The organism is Salinihabitans flavidus, assembly GCF_900110425.1.
Taxonomy (GTDB): domain Bacteria; phylum Pseudomonadota; class Alphaproteobacteria; order Rhodobacterales; family Rhodobacteraceae; genus Salinihabitans; species Salinihabitans flavidus.
This window is the reverse complement of record NZ_FODS01000007.1, coordinates 117,765-135,772: the sequence shown is the minus strand read 5'-3', so window position 1 is coordinate 135,772 and position 18,008 is coordinate 117,765. Positions and strand designations below refer to the sequence as shown.

Sequence of the window (18,008 nt, the reverse complement as noted above, 5' to 3'; positions counted from 1 at the left end):
TCGCCTGAATGAGAAATCCCACATGATCCTGTCCCGTCCGTTATGCGTTTCATTCAATTTTTCTATCGGTGCCGCGCCCTTGCGTGTTTGTCAACGGGCCGGGAGGAATCGGGCGGCGCGGGATCGGCGCCTTGCGGGCCGGACGCGGCCGATTCCCGCACCGAGACGCAGGTCAACCGCGCCAGAAGCGCGACACATGAACGCTTTGACGCAGGTTGAGGGCATTGCATGCTGGACGGGGTGCGGCACCTTCGCTAAATAGCGGCGGGGAGAGGCTGCGGGACACCGCGGCCCAATGCGCATAAGGCCATCCCGGCCCAGAAATGGAGAGATACCTCGTGTCCCACGCAGAAGATCACGAAGGCACCCGGAGGGACTTCCTCTACTATGCCACCGCTGGCGCGGGTGCCGTGACTGCCGGCGCCGCCATTTGGCCGCTGGTGAACCAGATGAACCCATCCGCAGATGTGCAGGCGCTGTCGTCCATCCGCGTCGATGTGGGCGGGCTTGAACCCGGAACGCAGATCACGGTGAAATATCTCGGCAAGCCGGTTTTCATCCGCCGCCGCACCGAGGAAGAGATTGCCGAGGCCCGCGCGGTGGAGCTTTCGGACCTGATGGACACCAATGCGCAGAACCGAAACAACATGGACCTCAATGCCGCCGACCAGAACCGCACGCTTGATGAAGCGGGCGAATGGCTGGTGATGATCGGGGTCTGCACCCATCTGGGCTGTGTGCCGATCGGGGATGGCGCCGGCGATTTCGGCGGCTGGTTCTGCCCCTGTCACGGCTCTCACTACGACACGGCCGGACGTATTCGCAAAGGCCCCGCGCCAGAGAACCTCTGGATTCCCGTGGCTGAATTCGTCGACGAATCGACGATCAAACTGGGATAAGGAGACGCGACATGGCCGGAATTCCTCATGATCACTACGAACCCAAGCCGGGATTCGAGAAATGGCTTCACAAGCGCCTGAACATTGTCGGGCTGCTGTATGACACGGTGATGATCCCGACGCCCAAGAACCTCAACTGGATGTGGATCTGGGGTATCGTGCTGACCTTCTGCCTTGCATTGCAGATCGTCACCGGCATCGTTCTGGCGATGCATTACACCCCGCATGTGGATCATGCCTTTGCCAGTATCGAACACATCATGCGCAACGTGAACGGCGGGCATATGCTTCGGTATCTGCACATGAACGGGGCGTCGCTGTTCTTCTTCGCCGTGTATATCCATATCTTCCGCGGCCTCTACTACGGCTCCTACAAGGCGCCGCGCGAGGTGACGTGGATCATCGGGATGCTGATCTACCTGCTGATGATGGCCACGGGCTTCATGGGCTATGTGCTGCCATGGGGGCAGATGTCCTTCTGGGGCGCGACGGTGATCACCGGCCTGTTCGGGGCGATCCCGCTGATCGGGGAGCCGATCCAGACCTGGCTTCTGGGCGGACCGGCGGTGGACAACTACACGCTCAACCGTTTCTTTTCGCTGCATTACCTTCTGCCCTTCGTGATCGCGGGGCTGGTGGTCGTGCATATCTGGGCCTTCCACACCACCGGCAACAACAACCCCACCGGGGTCGACGTGCGCCGCGCGTCCAAGGCGGAGGCGAAGAAGGACACGCTTCCGTTCTGGCCCTATTTCGTGATCAAGGATTTGTTCGCGCTTGGCGTCGTGCTGGTGGTCTTCTTTGCCATCGTGGGCTTCATGCCGAACTACCTCGGCCATCCCGACAACTACATCGAGGCCAACCCGCTGGTGACGCCGTCGCATATCGTGCCCGAGTGGTATTTCCTGCCGTTCTACGCGATCCTGCGGGCCTTCACCTCGGATGTGTGGGTGGTGATGTTCGCAAGCTGGATCACCGGCGGGATCATCAACGCCAAGTTCTTCGGCGTGCTGGCGATGTTCGGCGCGATCGTGGTGATGGCGCTGGTGCCGTGGCTTGATACCTCGCGGGTGCGGTCGGGCCGGTTCCGGCCTCAGTTCAAGTGGTGGTTCTTTCTGCTGGTCATCGACTTCTTCGTGCTCATGTGGGCCGGGGCGATGCCGGCGGAGCCGCCCTATTCCACGATCTCGCTGATCGGGTCGGCCTATTGGTTCGCCTATTTCCTCGTGATCCTGCCGATCCTTGGCGTGATCGAGAAACCGACCGCCCCGCCAGAGACGATCGAGGACGATTTCGACGCCCATTACGGCAAACAACCTGCCGAGTAAGAAGGAAACGGGATAATGCTCAAGACACTTGCGATTTCCGCAGTTGCGGCCCTGTCTCTTTCGGCAGGGGGGGCCTTCGCGGCGGAAGAAGGCCATGTCGAGGATGTGGACTTCTCTTTCGAGGGACCGTTCGGAAAATTCGACCAGAACCAGCTTCAGCGCGGCTTGCAGGTCTATACGGAAGTCTGCGCCGCCTGCCACGGGCTGCGATACGTGCCGATCCGCACCCTCGGGGATGAGGGCGGCCCGCATCTGCCGTCCGATCAGGTTCGCGCTTATGCGGATCAGAACTTCGAGGTCTTCGATGAGGAGATCGACGATTTCCGGCCCGCCAAGCCGACCGATCATTTCCCCGGCTCTTCCCTCGCCGAAGCGCCGGATCTGAGCCTGATGGCGAAGGCGCGCGCCGGGTTCCACGGGCCGCAGGGCACCGGGATCAACCAGCTTCTCAAGGGGATGGGGGGGCCGGAATACATCGCGTCGCTTCTGACCGGCTATACCGGGGAAGAGAAGGAAGAGGCCGGCACGATCTTCTATGAGAATACCGCCTTTCCGGGCGGCTGGATCGCAATGGCCCCGCCGCTTTTCGAAGATCAGATGGTCTATGCCGACGGGCATGACAATGACATGGAGAGCGTGGCGGAGGATGTCTCGGCCTTCCTGATGTGGACGGCGGAGCCGAAGATGATGGCACGCAAGCAGGCCGGATTCGTCGGCGTATTCTTCCTCACCGTGCTGACCGTGCTGTTGTATCTCACGAACAAGAAACTCTGGGCGCCGGTCAAGGGCAAGAAGCTGAAGCTCTGATTCGACTTCAGGTGACGGAAAACTCAAAACCCCCGCCGGATCGCTCCGGCGGGGGCTTTCTTTTGCTTGCCTGACCAACACTGACACTGAAGGTCACCGCCCCGATCACCCCGGCAGCACAATCAACCACTCACGCATACATGAAAACCTGACTGCCGGGGGCCGAACGGCGACACAATATGCACCGCCCGGAACCCTTGGGATCGACGAGTGAACAGGGCTGGCGTCCGCCCGACGGGGATGATGCGAACATCCACCACGCCGAAACAGACGACCAAGAGGGCCGGACGACGCGCCACCCTGATCCTTCATAGTCATACATTAGGGCAGGCCAGTCCGTGATCCAGATCACATTGCGGAAATAAACCACTGCCCGGGCGAATTTTTCGACCGTGCTCGGGTTGTGTGCTTTCGGCGCGGTGACGTGGCGATCGCAGTGCGAGGGCGGGCCACGCGACGCCGTGCCCCCCGTTGACCTGCCTGACCGGAGGGGACACCATGTGCGGCAAAGGAGGGATGCCATGTCCAGGGCGTTGATCGTGATTGACCTTCAGAATGACTTCTGCCCCGGTGGCGCGCTGGAGGTGCCCGGCGGGGATGACATCGTGCCCGGTGTGAACGCGCTGATGGCGGAGTTCGGTGCGGTGATCCTCACGCAGGACTGGCACCCGGCGGGCCATTCGTCCTTCGCCTCCGAACATCCGGGAAAGTCCCCGTTCGAGACTGTGGAGATGCCCTATGGCACGCAGATCCTCTGGCCCGATCATTGCGTGCAGGGCAGTGACGGTGCGGCGTTTCATGCCGATCTGGACACGCGGCGGGCCGATCTGATCATTCGCAAGGGGTTCGATCCGGGAATCGACAGCTATTCGGCGTTTTTCGAGAACGACCATGAAACGCCCACCGGGCTTGAGGGGTATCTGCGCACCCGCGGGATCGATGCGCTGGTGATGGTCGGGCTGGCCACGGATTTCTGCGTGTCCTTCTCGGCGGTGGATGCGGCGCGGCTTGGCTTCGAGGTGGAGTTGCTCACCGATCTGTGCCGCGGGATCGACCTTGACGGATCGATGGATGCGGCCATGGGGAAGATGCGCGCCGCCGGGGTTCGGGTGCTGTAGCCCGGTCGGGACCACTGGTTGCGGCGGCCGGGGCTGGCCCTTGCGCGCGGGGGCGTTATGATGGGCGCCGGACAAAGAGGTGTGCGATGCGAATTGCCTATACGACGACCGAAGGAAAGGGCGATCTTGATCTGGTGCTGGCGCGGTTCGCGCAGGCGGCGCAGGCGGCGGGGCTTCGGACCTGCGGCGTGGTGCAGATCAATTCTGAATGTGCCGGCGGTGCCTGCGACATGGATGTGCAGGTTCTTGGCGGCGGGCCGGCGATTCGGATCTCGCAGAATCTTGGCCCCGATGCGCGCGGATGCCGGCTTGATCCGGCGGCGCTGGAAGAGGCGGTCGGGCAGGTCGCCGCGCGGCTCGATCCCGGAGTGGATGTGTTCATCCTCAACAAGTTCGGCAAGCATGAGGCCGACGGGCGTGGCTTTCGCGATCTGATCGGGCAGGCGATCGCGCTCGACGTGCCGGTGGTGTCGGGGGTCAACGGGCTCAACCGTGACGCTTTTGTCGATTTCACAGGCGGCATCGCGGAGTTCGTGCCGCCGGAGCCGGATGCGCTCATGGCGTGGCTGCGGCGGGAGGCGCGGCAACCGGCCTGAGGTTCAGCGGCGCAGAAGGCCGATCAGGTTGGTTCCGGCAAAGCCGAAGGCGGCGACGCAGACGATGCTTGGTCCTGCGGGCGTGTCATAGATATAGGCGGCATAGAGCCCCAGAAGCGCCGCCCCGCCCCCCAGAGCGGCGGCAATGATCGCCATCCCCTCGGGCGTGCGGGCGAGCGGCCGGGCCGAGGCGGCCGGCACGATGAGCAGCGCCGCGATGAGAAGCACCCCCACCACCTTGATCGCCACGGCGACCACCACCGCAAGGCAAAGCGTCAGCACAAGCTGTTCGCGGCGCGGATCAAAGCCGCTGGCATGGGCGAGATCGGGACTGAGCGTGGCGGTGAGAAGCGCCTGCCAGCGCCAGAGGGTCAGGGCGATCACCAGTGCGGCGCCGCCCCAGATCACGACAAGATCGCCCCGGCTTACGGCAAGGATGTCGCCGAAGAGATAGGACATCAGATCAAGGCGCACCCCCTGAATGAAGGAGACCGCCACAAGCCCGATGGCCAGTGCCGAATGGGCCATCACGCCCAGAAGCGTGTCCATCGCATAGCCGCGTCCGGTGAGCGCCGAGACCGTCAGCGCCATCAGCAGCGCCACGATCATCGCCCCGGCAAAGATCGACATGTTGAGCGCTAGCGCCAGCGCCACGCCGAGGATGGTGGCATGGGCCGTGGCGTCCCCGAAATAGGCCATCCGGCGCCAGACCACGAAACAGCCCAGAGGCGCGGCGGCCAGCCCCACGCCGAGGCCGGCCAGCGCCGCGCGCGTCAGAAAATCGTCAAGCATGGTCGTGGCCTTCGTGGTCATGGTGATGATCGTGATCGTGACGGTACAGCGCGAGTGCTCCGCCCGTGCCGGACCCGAAGAGCGCCCGGTATTCCGGGGCGGAGGCCACAACCTCGGGCGTGCCGTGGCAGCAGACGTGTCCGTTCAGGCAGATCACGCGGTCAGAGGCGCTCATCACGACATGCAGCTCATGGCTGACCATGAGAATCGCGCTGCCGAGGGTGCGGCGGACCTCTTCGATCTGGCGGTAGAGCGCGGCGGAGCCGGGTTGATCGAGGCCGGTCGTCGGCTCGTCGAGGATGAGAAGATCGGGCCGGTCGAGCAGGGCCCGCGCGAGAAGCGCGCGCTGAAACTGACCGCCCGAGAGGTCCGCCATCTGCCGGCTTTCAAGCCCGCCCGCGCCAGCGCGGGTCAGCGCCTCCGTCAGCTCTGCGGGGTCGCGGCGGTGCGGGAGATTGAGAAACCGCCGAACTGTGAGTGGCAGGGTCCGGTCGATGGAAAGGCGCTGCGGCACATAGCCGATTCGCAACCCCTCGGCGCGGGTGATCCGCCCTGCCGCGGGGCTGACTGCGCCGATGATGGCGCGAATCAGCGTGGTCTTGCCCGACCCGTTGGGGCCGACGATGGTAACGATCTCGCCCGGCATGATCGCAAGATCCACATTTTCGAGCGCGGTATGGCCGCCAAGGCGCACGGTCAGACCGGCGATATCCACAAGGCTCATGCCGCTGGCCCCTCCGTCCGGGGGGCGGTTTTGCGGCAGGTGGGACAAAGGCCTTCTGCCTCTATCACGGTTTCCTCGATCTCGAACCCGGCCTCCTGCGCGGCGGCGCCGAGCCCCACACCGGGGCGGTCGGTCGGCGTCTCTGCCACGGCGTGACAGGCGCGGCAGATCATGAAGGCGGGGGTGTGCGCCGCACCGGGCAGAGCACAGGCGATAAAAGCGTTGAGCCGTTCAATCTTGTGGACAAAGCCGTGGCGGGTCAGGAAATCCAGAGCGCGGTAGACAACAGGCGGCTGAGAGCCCAACCCCTCGGCCGCGAGTTGCGACAGGATGTCATAAGCCCCCATCGCCCGGTGCTTGGTGAGCAGGATTTCGAGCACGCGGTGGCGCACCGGCGTGAATTGCAGCTTATGGGCCGCGCAATACGCCTCTGCAGAGGTGAGCGCGTCGGCAATGCAATGTGCGTGGTCGTGGTCTCGGAAGGGGTTGGCGGTCATGCGGTCGATTTCCTGTCCGGGTGAGGTCTTGATATGGAATAACGTTTCGTTTACGCGAGTGTAGAGTGTTATACAATCACAGGAGTCGCAAGATGTTCAAGAGGATCGTCACCGTTTCGATTTTGCTGGCGGGGGCGGCGCAGGCCGATGTGCCGCGCGTTGCCACCGATATTCCGCCGGTTCATTCGCTGGTCGCGCGGGTGATGGATGGACTCGGAGAGCCGTCGCTTCTGGTGCGGCCCGGCGCGTCGCCGCACGGATACTCCATGCGGCCGTCCGAGGCGCGCGCGCTTCAGGAGGCCGATCTCGTGGTGTGGATCGGGGGGCGCCTGACGCCGTGGCTCGAAGGGCCGCTTGACGTGCTGTCCGCAGACGCGCGGCATATCCCCTTGTTGGAGGCGGAGGGCACTCTGCGCCTTCCCTTTCGCGAGGGGGTGACGTTTCTTGTCGAAGAAGCCGACGGGCATGAAGACGATCACGGCGATGATGAGCATGGGCACGACGACGATGACCATGATGATCACGGCCACGAAGAGCACGGGCACGACGATCACGGCCACGATGATGATGACCATGGCCATGAAGAGCATGATGGGCATGGCGCCGGGCATGATCACGATCATGATGGGGATGATCCGCATGTTTGGCTCGATCCGGTGAATGCAGGCGTCTGGCTTGGGGTGATCGCCGAGGAACTGGCGGCGCTGGACCCCGAAAATGCCGCACGGTATCGCAGCAATGCCGCCGACGCCGGGGCCGAGATCGATGCGCTCGTGTCGGATGTGACACAGCAGCTTGCCCCCGTGGAGGGGCGGGGATTCATCGTGTTTCATGACGCCTATCACTATTTCGAGCGGCGTTTCGGGCTTCAGGCGCGCGCCGCGGTGCGCGATACCGATGCCGTGCCACCAAGCCCGTCTCGGCTTGACGAAATCCGCAACAAGCTGAGCGAGATGGAGGTGCGTTGCGCCTTCACAGAGCCACAGTTCAACGCGGGCGTTCTGGGCGCCGTTCTGGAACAGGCCAATGTTCAGGTGACGGAGATAGACCCGCTTGGCCAACGTCAGACGCCGGGAGCGGGCCTTTACCCGGCGCTGATCCGGGAACTGGCGGCGGATATGGCGGGCTGCCTGTCGAAGTGAGATCCGGCAGCGGCACAGAAAAACGGGCCGCCCCCGGAAGGGCGGCCCGTCCTGTTTCAGAGCGCCTGACGTATCAGGCTTCCCAATACATGTCGCCGGGGCGGAACTCGAACGCGATGTGATGCTCCACGCCGCGAAGCCCCTCGCGGGTGTGATTGAAGAGCGAGCGCCAGTAGGGTTGAATCGTGACGCCCTCTTCCTGAATGATCTTCTCGCCCCGTTCCATCAGCTTGCGCCGCTCTTCCACGTCGGCGGTGGCAAGCGCCTCATCCAGAAGGGCATCGAACTCCTCGTTGGACCAGCCGAATTCGTTCCACGCCTCACCCGAACGATAGGCAAGCGCCCAGATCTGCACACCCAGTGGTCGGTGGTTCCAGTTGGTCGAACTGAACGCGAATTTCGTCCAGTCGTTCCAGAATGTCGAACCGGGCAGGATCGTGCGCCGGATCTTGATACCGGCGTCGCGGATCTGGGCGGCGACGGCATCGGTGGTGTTCTTGCGCCAAGCGTCGTCGATGGAGACGAGCTCATGCTCGAAATCCTCCATCCCGGCCTCTTTCATCAGTTCGAGAGCCTTGGAGGGATTGACCTCGGTCGGGCCGACGTCGACATACTCGGGGTGGATCGGCGCGACGTGGTGATCGTCGGCGACCACCCCGCGATCATTGTAGCCCAGTTCCAGAAGCACATTGTTGTCCACGGCCATCTGCAACGCCTTGCGCACGCGCACGTCCGCATAGGGGGCCTTGCCATCGACAAGGGTTTGCTGGTTGGGACGGATCACGATGGTCGCGCCGGTCACGATCTCGTTCTCGTTCCAGCCGTCAAAGGAATTCATGATGTCGATGAATTCCCCGTCCACCGAGTAGAGCGCGTCCACCTCTTCGGATTCGGCGGCGGCGATCCAGGCCGACGGATCGGTGCCGTAGTCGATATACTCGATCCGGTCCATCCAGGCGCCGTTGCCTTCGTTCCACCAGGTGTGGTCCTCGTTGCGCGCCAGCACACCTTTTATGCCGACCTCAAGGGTTTCGGGCAGATATGGCCCGGTTCCGATCGGGTTGGATAGCATCTCGGCGGGGTTGTGCGATTTGTGTACGATGGCCGCCGGGTAGTCGGTCATGCCCGGAATGATCGAGATGTCGGGGCTGGGCAGGTTGAGCCGGACGGTATGACTGTCCACCACCTCGATGCTGCCCTCTATCGCGCGGTCGGTGTCGGGATCGATGATGGTGGCGAAACGGCCGGCCATCGAGTTGCCCTCGACATCCCGTTCGCACCACATTTCGATATTGCGCGCCACGTCCTCGGCGGTGAAGTCATCGCCGTTGTTCCACTTCACGCCCTTGCGGACATTCAGTGTATAGGTCTTGGCGTCGTCGCTGATCTCCCAGCTTTCGAGAAGCGATGGCTGGAACGTCCCGTCGTTTTCATAGGTCACGAGGTATTCGAGCCATCCCCGCGTGAAGTTGGCGATCTGCGACCAATCGAAGGTGCGCGGATCCTTGAGCGCGCGCACTTCCATCTGGATGCGGACGGTGCCGCCCATCTGCGGGGAACCCTGCGCGTGGGCGGGTGGGGCCATGCCGAGCATGCCGTAGGCGGTGGCTGCGGTTGCGCCAAAGGCGCTGGCCACGGCCAGGAACTCGCGCCGGTTGACGGCATCATCGCCGACCTTGGCCGCCGAGTCGACGACCTCTTTCGGCAGCGGTTTGCCGGTTCGCGTCAGAAATTTCATGTTCATCCTCTCTGTTCTGTTCCGGGGGGTGATCCCCTCTTTGGCGCAGTCTGGCTGCGATTGTCCGGCGGCCCCTGGCGGGGGCCGTTCGGTTGATGACGGTGAACGCTACGCCACAGGACAGGCCCCGAGGCGAGGTGCTTCGAATATGCCCGATAGTGTTCCGATTGGGGGCGCGCGCCGGGACTGCCTGCATGATCGCGCTGGCTTCTGTGTCCGGTTCAAAACGACCCCTTCCTGCCAGTCCGGCCTTCTTGATAAGAGCCTTGGGCGCGCAAGGCGACCGTCCGGGCAGTCGCGTCCGCACCAGTGTTAGCCCTCTCACTTTCCTCTGCAATGCCATGAAATGCAACCGAAACCCAATAACCCCGCGCAAGGCGGCCACGGCGCTGGCGGTTTGGACGGTCGCCGCAAAGCGGTTAGCGTCACTCTGCGCCGCGTGATCGGTGCTTTACCGTCGGTCTTCGCGGCGCAGGCTGGCGGCGGTCAGGCGTGCGCGCGGGGCACCGGCGATAAGCGCCGCAAGATCGCGGGCCTCAGTGAGAAGAAGATCGTCCACCCGCGCCCCACTCAGCGGAATCGGCGCATGCCCCAGCGCGCGGGCGGCATCGGTGGTCACGGCCGGCAGCCAGCGGCCGAAGGGCGGATCGAGATGCGCCGCCAGCACCGCCAGCTCCAGCGCCCGCATCGGATCGTGACGCCCCACCGGACAGAAGGCGTCCCGCACGTTATCGGTGCCGATTGTCACGCGCACCCCGGCTGCGACCAGCTCCTGCGCCTTCGTGATGCCGCGCGCGGTGGGGGTGCCGGTGCCGCGCCCCTGAAGGTAGAGGTTCGTCATTGGCAGAAGCGCCACCGCGATTCCGGCACCGGCGAGTTTGTCGGCGATGCGGGCAAACTCCGCCCCGCCACGATGGATGAGAGAGCAGGCGTGACCGCAGAGCACCGGCCCCTCATGCCCGGTGCCGAGGGCCACATCGGCAATCCGCTCCAGCCCGTTGAGGTCTGGCGAGAGCCCTTCGTCCACATGAAAATCGAGCGCGAGGCCGCGCGCGGCGGCCTGCGCGAAGACATTGCGCAGGCCCGCGTCAACGTTCGCGTGGTCCAGCACGAAACAGCCAAGAGACTGTCCTTGCGGAATATTCCCGGCCACGGCAGCGGCGAAACCCGGGTCGGCCATCTTGTCCACCCCGGTCAGGGCGGAGAGTTGCAGGGTCATGTCGGGCAGTTCGGCGGCCACCTCTTGCAGCACATGCCATGCCAGCGGCGGCGCGGCGGTGTCGCCCCAGTCGACATGGCTGCGGATCAGCGCGCAACCCGCCGCGCGCGCCTCTTCCAGCCCGGTGAGGGCGCGGGCGCGCAGGTCGGCGCCGGTCCAGTTGTCCTTGTCGCGGCGCGTCCGTTCGATCGCATGGGCGAGATCGCCACCCGCCGCATCGAGCCGCCCGGCGGTGTGGCATTTGTCGAGATGGCAGTGCACCTCTACCAGACGTGGCAGCAGGATGCGCCCGCCCTGCGGCGTGGGGGCGGCGCGGGTCATGCCGACAAGCCGACCCTCCCGAAAGAGCGCATCCCCGCGCAGGCAGCCTTGCGCCTCAACGCCGTCAAAGCCGTGCTGGGCGCCCAGAAGGGCAAGGGGCAGCCGGATGTCGCGGAGTGTCGCGGTCACGGTGCGGTGGGGGGCAAGCGGTTGAAAAACAGGGCGGATTCGAGCATGGGCATATCCTTTCGAAACGGGGTCGCGGCGGCCCTTGGTCGATCCGTGCCAGAGATGGTGCAAGGATGCCAGAGCCCGCCAGAGCCGGCAAGACCCGCCCGGCGCTGTTGCAGGCGGGCGCCTTGGTGGTATCACATGGGCACAGAGCAGCGGGGGCGGGCCATGCGGATACTTGCGGTGACGACGGTGCGGGACGAGGGGCCCTATCTGCTCGAATGGATTGCGCATCACATGGGGGCGGGCGTCACGGACTTCCTGATCTACTCCAACGATTGCAGCGACGGCACGGCACAAATGCTCGATACGCTGCATGATGCGGGGGTGATCTGCCATCAGCCGCAGCAGAGAGAGACAGGAAAATCCGTGCAATGGCAGGCGCTTAACGCCGCGTGGAAGCATCCCATGCGCAAGACGGCGGACTGGGCCTGGGTCGCGGATGTCGATGAGTTCCTCAATATTCATACCAGCGGACATGACATCCCGGCGCTTCTGGCGGCGCTGCCCGACGGGGTGGATGCGGTGGCGGTGCCCTGGCGGCTTTATGGGCACAACGGGGTGGTGGAGATCGCGGATGCCCCGGTGACCGAACAGTTCACCCGCGCGATTCCGGCGGACGCGCAGTTTCCCATCGCCGCGACGCTGTTCAAATCGCTGGTTCGTCTGGACGGGCCGTTCAACCAGTTCGGGGTGCACCGGCCGCGGCAAAAACGCCCTGAAAAGAACGGCTTGCCGAGGTTTGTCGATGGCTCTGGCCAGTGGCTCTCCGAGGCGTTTTCGGGGCAGAGGGGACGGCTTTCGCTGTATGGGTTGGGGGCCGGGCGGGAGATGGTGGAGTGCAATCACTACGCCGTGCGATCAGCGGCGGGGTTCCTGCTCAAGAAGGCGCGGGGGCTGCCGAACCGGGCCGAGAAGGCGGTGGATCTGGCCTATTGGGTGGAGCGGAATTTCAACACGGTCGAGGATCGCAGCATCGCCGCGATGCGTCCGGCGACCGAGGCGCGGCTGGAGGCGTTGCGGGCCATACCGGGGCTGGCGGATTTGCACGAGACATCAGTGGCATGGCACAGGGCGCGGTTCGAGGAGATGGTGCGCACGCCGGAGCATCAGCGCCTCTTGGTGCAGATCCTCACGGCCGGGGGGAGCACGGTTCCGCCCGAGCCGGTGCAGCGCAAGCTGATCGCCTGGTATCGCGCCGCGCACGGCTGAGCCGGAAAGGGTTAACGGGCCGGGCGCGGTTTGCGGGGCCGGGCAACGCGAAAGCTGGGTTAACGCCTTGTTTTTCTGGCAAATGGGCAGGCTGCATCGCGTCGGTAAAACGTCGGTATCGCGTCGGTATCGATATCGGCGCAGGGCGCTTTAACGCAGCGCGCGGTGAGGGCGCGTTAACCTTTGTGCAGAGGGCGGGGTTTGACCGGGCGGAGCGCGCGGGCCGCGCGCGCATCATGATGTGCGTTCAGGCCACGCAGGCGCATTCCGGTTTGCGTTCAGGTCACGCAGGCCCATGTCAGTTTGCGTTCAGGCCACGCAGGCCCGGGGCTCTGCCCCGGACCCCGGGGTATTTGACCCGAGAAGATGCGGGGCGCGCAGCCCATCGCGGCGGTGTCGGTCCGGGTCTAGAAGAGGATCGCGGGCAGGATGTAGTCGCGCAGCGAGATCACGATGATGAAGGCGACCAGAGGCGCGAGATCGAGCGGGCGCGTGTCGGGGAGAAACCGGCGGATCGGGGTATAGATCGGCTCCAGCAGGCGGTTGAGACCATACCAGATCTGGCCGACCAGTTGCTGATGCAGGTTGAGAACCTGGAAACTGATGAGCCAGCTCATGATGATATGGGCCAGCATGATGAAGAAGGCCACATCGAGGATGAGCCGCAGCGGTCCGTAGAGTGCCATCATGATCCGGGTCCTTTCCTTTGCCGGGGCCAGAAGTAAGCGCCGCCGCGTCAAAGGGCAAGAGTGCCGCGAGGTCCGGGTTGACGCGGGGCGCGTGCGGCGAAAGAAGGCGCGCATGTATCCCTTTGTGCGCATGTTCCATCAGCTCTGGCGTCACCGGCGCGACCCGCCCCTTCCGCTGACGGGGGTGCATGTGTCGCATCATCGCTGCTGGCCGTGGGATATCGACATGTGGGTGGAGCTGAACAACGGGCGCACGCTCACGCTCTATGATCTGGGGCGCATTCCGCTGGCGCGGCGCGTCGGGCTGATCGCGGCGCTGCGGGCGAATCGCTGGGGGCTGACGATGGCGGGGGTGTCGGTGCGCTATCGCCGGCGCATCCGCACCTTCGAGCGGGTGACGATGACGAGCCGCGCCCTGTGCTGGGACGCGCGGTTCATCTATCTGGAGCAAGCCATGTGGAAGGCGGATGGCGCATGCGCCAATCACGCGCTTTACCGATCGGCGGTGACCGGGCCGGGGGGACTCGTGCCGCCCGCCACCGTTCTGGCCGCCATGGGGCAGCCGGAGGCGTCGCCGCCGATGCCCGACTGGGTTCAGGCCTGGGTGGCGGCGGAGGCCACACGCCCCTGGCCACCGGAGATGTCATGAGCATTTGACTTGCCTAATAGGGGCGCGGGCTGTCTAACTTGTGAAAAATCACGGGGACAGCGATGACGGAACCTTCGGCGCGCAAGCGGATCTGGGGCTGGTTTTTCTTCGACTGGGCGAGCCAGCCTTTCAACACGCTTTTGATCACCTTTATCTTCGCCCCTTATGTCAAGGAGCTGATGGGCGACGGCGCGGCGGCGCAATCGGCCTGGGGCTTTGGCATCGGGGCGGCGGGAATCGTGATTGCCCTTCTGGCGCCGGTCCTGGGGGCGATGTCGGATATTTCGGGCAACCGCATGCGCTGGATCTGGGTGTTCTCGGCGATGTATGTGGTCGGCTCTTACGGGCTTTGGTGGGCGGCGCCGGGGGATTTCAACCTGCTTCTCACGCTCACGCTGTTTGCCATCGGCATGATCGGGATGGAGTTCGCCACGATCTTCACCAATTCCATGCTGCCCGATCTTGGCCCCAAGGAGGAGATCGGGCGGATTTCCGGCAATGGCTGGGCGTTCGGCTATCTGGGCGGGCTGGTGGCGCTGATCATCATGCTGGTGCTTTTTGCCGAGAACGCGGAGACGGGACGCACGCTTGTCGGGCTGTCGCCCGCGCTTGGCCTTGACGCCGCCGCGCGCGAGGGCACGCGGGCGGTCGGGCCGCTGACCGCGATCTGGTACGTGGTGTTCATGGTGCCGTTCTTCCTCTGGGTGCGCGACCCCAAGCCGGTGCGGGCGCCGAAAGGGGCGCTTTCCAAGGCATTGGGCGAGGTGTGGGGCACGGTGCGCGGCCTGCCGCGGGCGCCGTCGCTGTTCGCCTATCTGGGCAGTTCGATGTTCTATCGCGATGCGCTCAACGGGATGTACACTTTTGGCGGGATCTATGCGGCGGGGGTGCTGAACTGGTCGGTGCCCGATATCGGGGTTTTTGCCATCATCGCGATCATCGCGGGGGCGGTGTTCGCGGCGCTCGGGGGGCGGCTGGATTCGGCCTTCGGGCCGCGTCCGGTGATCACCGCCTGTATCCTTGTGCTGAGCTTTGTGGCGATTTCCATTATCTTCGTCTCGCGCGAGGGGGTTTACGGCATCCCGGTCGGACCCGAAAGCCGCCTGCCCGATACCGTGTTCTACATCCTTGGCGCGATGATCGGCGCGGCGGGCGGTGCGCTGCAATCGGCAAGTCGCACGATGATGGTGCGGCAGGCCAACCCGGCGCGCATGGCCGAGGCGTTCGGCCTCTATGCGCTTGCCGGCAAGGCGACGAGTTTCATCGCGCCGCTGTCGATCGGCTTTGCCACTGCGCTGTCGGGAAGTCAGCAAATCGGCGTCACGCCGCTGATCGTGCTTTTTGTTATCGGGTTGATCCTGCTACGCTGGGTGAAACCGGATGGAGATATGGATCATGGGGCGTTTTCTGGGGATGATCTGCGCATTGCTCGCGCTGGCGGCGTGCCGGAGTGAGGAGGAGGGCGCGCGCGTGTCCACGCGTGCGGAGATCCCGGCCGAATGGCGCGATGTGGAGGCGAAGAAACTCTTCGGGACGCAAGCGGCGGGATCGCGGCAGGCCCCGGCGGTGTTCGGCGGCTATGCGCGCGGCTGTGTCGCCGGTGCGGCGCAGCTTGCCGAGACGGGGCCGACATGGCAGGCGATGCGGTTGTCGAGAAACCGCAACTGGGCCCATCCCGAGACGGTGGATTTCGTCCGCGATCTGTCCGCGACGGCGTCGCGGCTTACGGGCTGGCAGGGGCTTTACATCGGGGACATGAGCCAGCCGCGCGGGGGGCCGATGCTGACCGGGCATCGCAGCCATCAGAGCGGGCTTGATGTCGATATCTGGATGCGGCGGGCGGATCGTCTCGACCTGAGCCGGGCCGAGCGGGAATCGCTGTCGTCGGTATCGATGCGGCGGATGCGCGGCGCCTATGTCAACGGGGACTGGACGCGCCAGCATCACGAGATCCTCAAGGCGGCGGCCAGCGATCCGCGGGTGGCGCGGATCTTTGTCTTTCCGGGCGCGAAGGTGCGCATGTGCAAGGACGAGGCGGGCGACCGCGCCTGGCTGCGCAAGATTCGGCCCTGGTGGGGGCATCATTACCATTTCCACGTGCGGCTGAACTGTCCGAAGGGGGCGCGTGACTGCGAGGCGCAGGCGGCCCCGCCGCCGGGCGACGGCTGCGACGATGCGGAGCGGTGGGTGCGCGATATCCTTGATCCGCCGCCGCCCGATCCCGACGCGCCGCCGCCCAAGCCGCGCCGTGAACTGGAGCTGTCCGATCTGCCGAATCAATGCACCGCTGTCTTGCAGTCGCAGTAGGCGCGCTTCTGGTCCTGTCGGCCTGTCAGAGTGACGGGGCCGGACAGGACGAGGGGGCGGCGCGGCATATGTCCAGCCTGCGCTGGCATGTGGATGCGGCGTGGTTCGGCGGCTGGTCCGGGATAGAGGTGGAGGGCAGCGGGGCCGCGATGACGGTGATTTCCGATCGCGGGCGACTGCTGACGGCGACGCTTCGGCGCAACGCGGAGGGGCACATCGCGCGCGTGGCTGTGACGGGGGCGGCGCAAGTCCCGCGCCCCAACGGGGAGACGGGCGACTGGACGCGCCCGGATGCCGAGGGGCTTGCCATCGGGGCGGGCGATACCTTCGTGTCGTTCGAGGGGGTGCACAGGGTCGCGCGGTTGCACGGGCGGGGGGCGCATTGGCTGCCCGATCCGCCCGGGCGCGCGGGGCTTGGGGCCAACGCATCCTTCGAGGCGCTGGCCGTGGATGGGGCGGGGCGCCTTTTGACGCTCGCGGAAGGGACGATCGAGGATGAGGGCGATTTGCCACTGCATCGCTTCGAGAGCGGGCGCTGGTCCACGCCATTCGAGATTCCGCGCCGGGGGCGATTCCTGCCGGTGGGGGCGGATGTCGGGCCGGATGGCCTGTTCTATCTGCTGGAGCGCGATTTCACCGGCATCGGGTTTCGCAGCCGGGTGCGCCGGTTCGATCTGAGCGGGAGCGAGGTGCGGAGCGAGGAGACGCTTTTACAGACCGGCACCGGCGTGCATGACAACCTTGAGGGGCTGGCAGTCTGGCGCGATGCGGCGGGGCGAATCCGCCTGACGATGATCTCGGATGACAATTTCCGCATGATCGTGCAGCGCACCGAGATCGTGGAATATGTTCTGCCGGATGTGGCCAGATGAGGGTTGATCCGCCGCACGGACATCGCTAGAGACCGGGCGTCCCGCATGAGGCGGGACCAAGTCGCCGCTACCTTGTCAAAACGGGCTCATATCATGAAAGCGATCCATCTTCCCGGCATTCTTGCCATGGCCGCCATTGTCGTGGCCTCCAATATCCTTGTGCAGTATCTTTTCGGCCAGTGGCTGACATGGGGGGCGTTCACCTATCCGCTCGCGTTCCTCGTGACCGACGTGATGAACCGCGTCTACGGGCCCGAGGCCGCGCGCCGCGTCGTGGTGGCCGGCTTCGTCACCGGGGTGCTCTGTTCGGTCGTCGGCACCCAGATTCACGGCGAGTTCGGCCCGCTTGTGACGATCCGCATCGCCATCGGGTCGGGCCTTGCGTTCCTGACCGCGCAGCTTCTTGACGTGGCGGTGTTCGACCGGCTGCGCGAGGGGCGGTGGTGGCGCGCGCCGCTGGCGTCCACGCTGATCGGATCGACGGTCGACACCGCGCTTTTCTTCACCATCGCCTTTTCCGGCGCGCTGAGCGTCATCGAGCCGGGCAATGACGTAAGCTGGGCGGGCGAGATGCTGCCGCTGCTCGGGCTGGGGCCGGTTGTGCCGCTCTGGGTGTCGCTGGCGTTCGCCGACTGGATGGTGAAGCTGTCGCTGGCGCTGATCGCACTTGTGCCCTTCCGCATGATCGTGGGGTTTTTAACCGCAAGGACCACATGATTTTGTTTTGACATCTGGAAATTTTGTGGCAACCTGATCTCAACCGAAACATGAGAAAGGAGGTGTCCATTGTCTAGAGAAGCCATGGAGAGCGGTGTCGGAACAGTTCGGGAGGACCGCAGCTAGGGCAGCCCCTGGGTGACGGAAAACCGAATTGGTGCTGACCTAACCGGCGCACCTCCTAACATCTCGAAGGGCCGTTTCCCGTCT

18 protein-coding genes are annotated in these 18,008 nt (G+C 64.8%); 12 read left to right on the top strand and 6 right to left on the bottom strand.

The window, feature by feature from the left end; genetic code table 11:
- Nucleotides 1-338: 338 nt before the first annotated feature.
- The 5 genes from petA (at nt 339) to BMW66_RS08260 (ending at nt 4,748) form a co-directional block, all read left to right on the top strand.
- Nucleotides 339-899, top strand: a complete 561-nt coding sequence (gene petA, locus BMW66_RS08280; RefSeq protein ID WP_093117350.1) for a ubiquinol-cytochrome c reductase iron-sulfur subunit — start codon at nt 339-341, stop codon at nt 897-899.
- 11 nt (nt 900-910) lie between these two features.
- The gene (petB, locus tag BMW66_RS08275) at nt 911-2,227 is read left to right on the top strand and encodes a cytochrome b (RefSeq protein WP_093117348.1); all 1,317 of its coding nucleotides are present in this window, start codon (nt 911-913) and stop codon (nt 2,225-2,227) included.
- A gap of 15 nt (nt 2,228-2,242) precedes the next feature.
- Nucleotides 2,243-3,034 carry a cytochrome c1 gene (locus tag BMW66_RS08270; RefSeq protein WP_093117346.1) on the top strand — a complete coding sequence of 264 codons (792 nt, stop codon included), beginning with the start codon at nt 2,243-2,245 and terminating at the stop codon, nt 3,032-3,034.
- A gap of 521 nt (nt 3,035-3,555) precedes the next feature.
- Nucleotides 3,556-4,152, top strand: a complete 597-nt coding sequence (pncA, locus tag BMW66_RS08265) for a bifunctional nicotinamidase/pyrazinamidase (RefSeq protein ID WP_093117344.1) — start codon at nt 3,556-3,558, stop codon at nt 4,150-4,152.
- Between the two features lie 86 nt (nt 4,153-4,238).
- On the top strand, nt 4,239-4,748 hold the full coding sequence (locus tag BMW66_RS08260; protein WP_093117342.1) for a DUF2478 domain-containing protein: 510 nt from the start codon (nt 4,239-4,241) through the stop codon (nt 4,746-4,748).
- A gap of 3 nt (nt 4,749-4,751) precedes the next feature.
- Here BMW66_RS08260 and BMW66_RS08255 read toward each other — a convergent pair whose 3' ends face one another.
- From BMW66_RS08255 to BMW66_RS08245, 3 genes are read right to left on the bottom strand one after another with little or no spacing between them, the layout of a single operon-like run.
- Nucleotides 4,752-5,540, bottom strand: a complete 789-nt coding sequence (locus tag BMW66_RS08255) for an iron chelate uptake ABC transporter family permease subunit (protein ID WP_093117404.1) — start codon at nt 5,538-5,540, stop codon at nt 4,752-4,754.
- On the bottom strand, nt 5,533-6,264 hold the full coding sequence (locus BMW66_RS08250; protein ID WP_093117340.1) for a metal ABC transporter ATP-binding protein: 732 nt from the start codon (nt 6,262-6,264) through the stop codon (nt 5,533-5,535). The genes BMW66_RS08255 and BMW66_RS08250 overlap by 8 nt, the downstream gene beginning before the upstream one ends.
- Nucleotides 6,261-6,761, bottom strand: coding sequence for a Fur family transcriptional regulator (locus BMW66_RS08245; protein WP_093117338.1), 501 nt, complete (start codon nt 6,759-6,761; stop codon nt 6,261-6,263). The genes BMW66_RS08250 and BMW66_RS08245 overlap by 4 nt, the downstream gene beginning before the upstream one ends.
- A 92-nt stretch (nt 6,762-6,853) precedes the next feature.
- Between BMW66_RS08245 and BMW66_RS08240 the strand changes: the two genes are divergently transcribed.
- Nucleotides 6,854-7,903 carry a zinc ABC transporter substrate-binding protein gene (locus BMW66_RS08240; protein ID WP_093117336.1) on the top strand — a complete coding sequence of 350 codons (1,050 nt, stop codon included), beginning with the start codon at nt 6,854-6,856 and terminating at the stop codon, nt 7,901-7,903.
- A 73-nt stretch (nt 7,904-7,976) separates the two neighbouring features.
- Here the strand turns inward: BMW66_RS08240 and BMW66_RS08235 are convergent, their stop codons facing one another.
- Together BMW66_RS08235 and BMW66_RS20300 are read right to left on the bottom strand one after the other, a co-directional pair.
- Complete coding sequence (locus BMW66_RS08235) at nt 7,977-9,641, bottom strand: ABC transporter substrate-binding protein (RefSeq protein ID WP_093117403.1); 1,665 nt, start codon at nt 9,639-9,641, stop codon at nt 7,977-7,979.
- 451 nt (nt 9,642-10,092) lie between these two features.
- Nucleotides 10,093-11,310 carry an amidohydrolase family protein gene (locus BMW66_RS20300; RefSeq protein WP_175483195.1) on the bottom strand — a complete coding sequence of 406 codons (1,218 nt, stop codon included), beginning with the start codon at nt 11,308-11,310 and terminating at the stop codon, nt 10,093-10,095.
- Between the two features lie 210 nt (nt 11,311-11,520).
- Between BMW66_RS20300 and BMW66_RS20295 the strand changes: the two genes are divergently transcribed.
- Nucleotides 11,521-12,564, top strand: coding sequence for a glycosyltransferase family 2 protein (locus BMW66_RS20295; RefSeq protein ID WP_175483194.1), 1,044 nt, complete (start codon nt 11,521-11,523; stop codon nt 12,562-12,564).
- A 407-nt stretch (nt 12,565-12,971) separates the two neighbouring features.
- Here the strand turns inward: BMW66_RS20295 and BMW66_RS08225 are convergent, their stop codons facing one another.
- Nucleotides 12,972-13,253, bottom strand: a complete 282-nt coding sequence (locus BMW66_RS08225) for a YggT family protein (RefSeq protein ID WP_093117332.1) — start codon at nt 13,251-13,253, stop codon at nt 12,972-12,974.
- A gap of 112 nt (nt 13,254-13,365) precedes the next feature.
- Between BMW66_RS08225 and BMW66_RS08220 the strand changes: the two genes are divergently transcribed.
- From BMW66_RS08220 to BMW66_RS08200, 5 genes are all read left to right on the top strand, one after another.
- Nucleotides 13,366-13,902 (top strand): acyl-CoA thioesterase, encoded by a 537-nt coding sequence (locus BMW66_RS08220; RefSeq protein ID WP_093117330.1) that lies wholly within the window; start codon nt 13,366-13,368, stop codon nt 13,900-13,902.
- A gap of 62 nt (nt 13,903-13,964) precedes the next feature.
- The gene (locus BMW66_RS08215) at nt 13,965-15,356 is read left to right on the top strand and encodes an MFS transporter (RefSeq protein WP_093117328.1); all 1,392 of its coding nucleotides are present in this window, start codon (nt 13,965-13,967) and stop codon (nt 15,354-15,356) included.
- Nucleotides 15,298-16,209, top strand: a complete 912-nt coding sequence (gene mepA, locus BMW66_RS08210) for a penicillin-insensitive murein endopeptidase (protein WP_093117326.1) — start codon at nt 15,298-15,300, stop codon at nt 16,207-16,209. Before BMW66_RS08215 ends, mepA begins: the two co-directional genes overlap by 59 nt.
- Entirely contained in the window at nt 16,182-17,081 is a 900-nt protein-coding gene (locus BMW66_RS08205) for an esterase-like activity of phytase family protein (RefSeq protein ID WP_093117324.1), read from the top strand. Before mepA ends, BMW66_RS08205 begins: the two co-directional genes overlap by 28 nt.
- A 93-nt stretch (nt 17,082-17,174) precedes the next feature.
- A complete protein-coding gene (locus BMW66_RS08200) occupies nt 17,175-17,798 on the top strand; it encodes a queuosine precursor transporter (protein WP_093117321.1) in 624 nt (207 codons plus the stop codon).
- Nucleotides 17,799-18,008 lie beyond the last annotated feature (210 nt).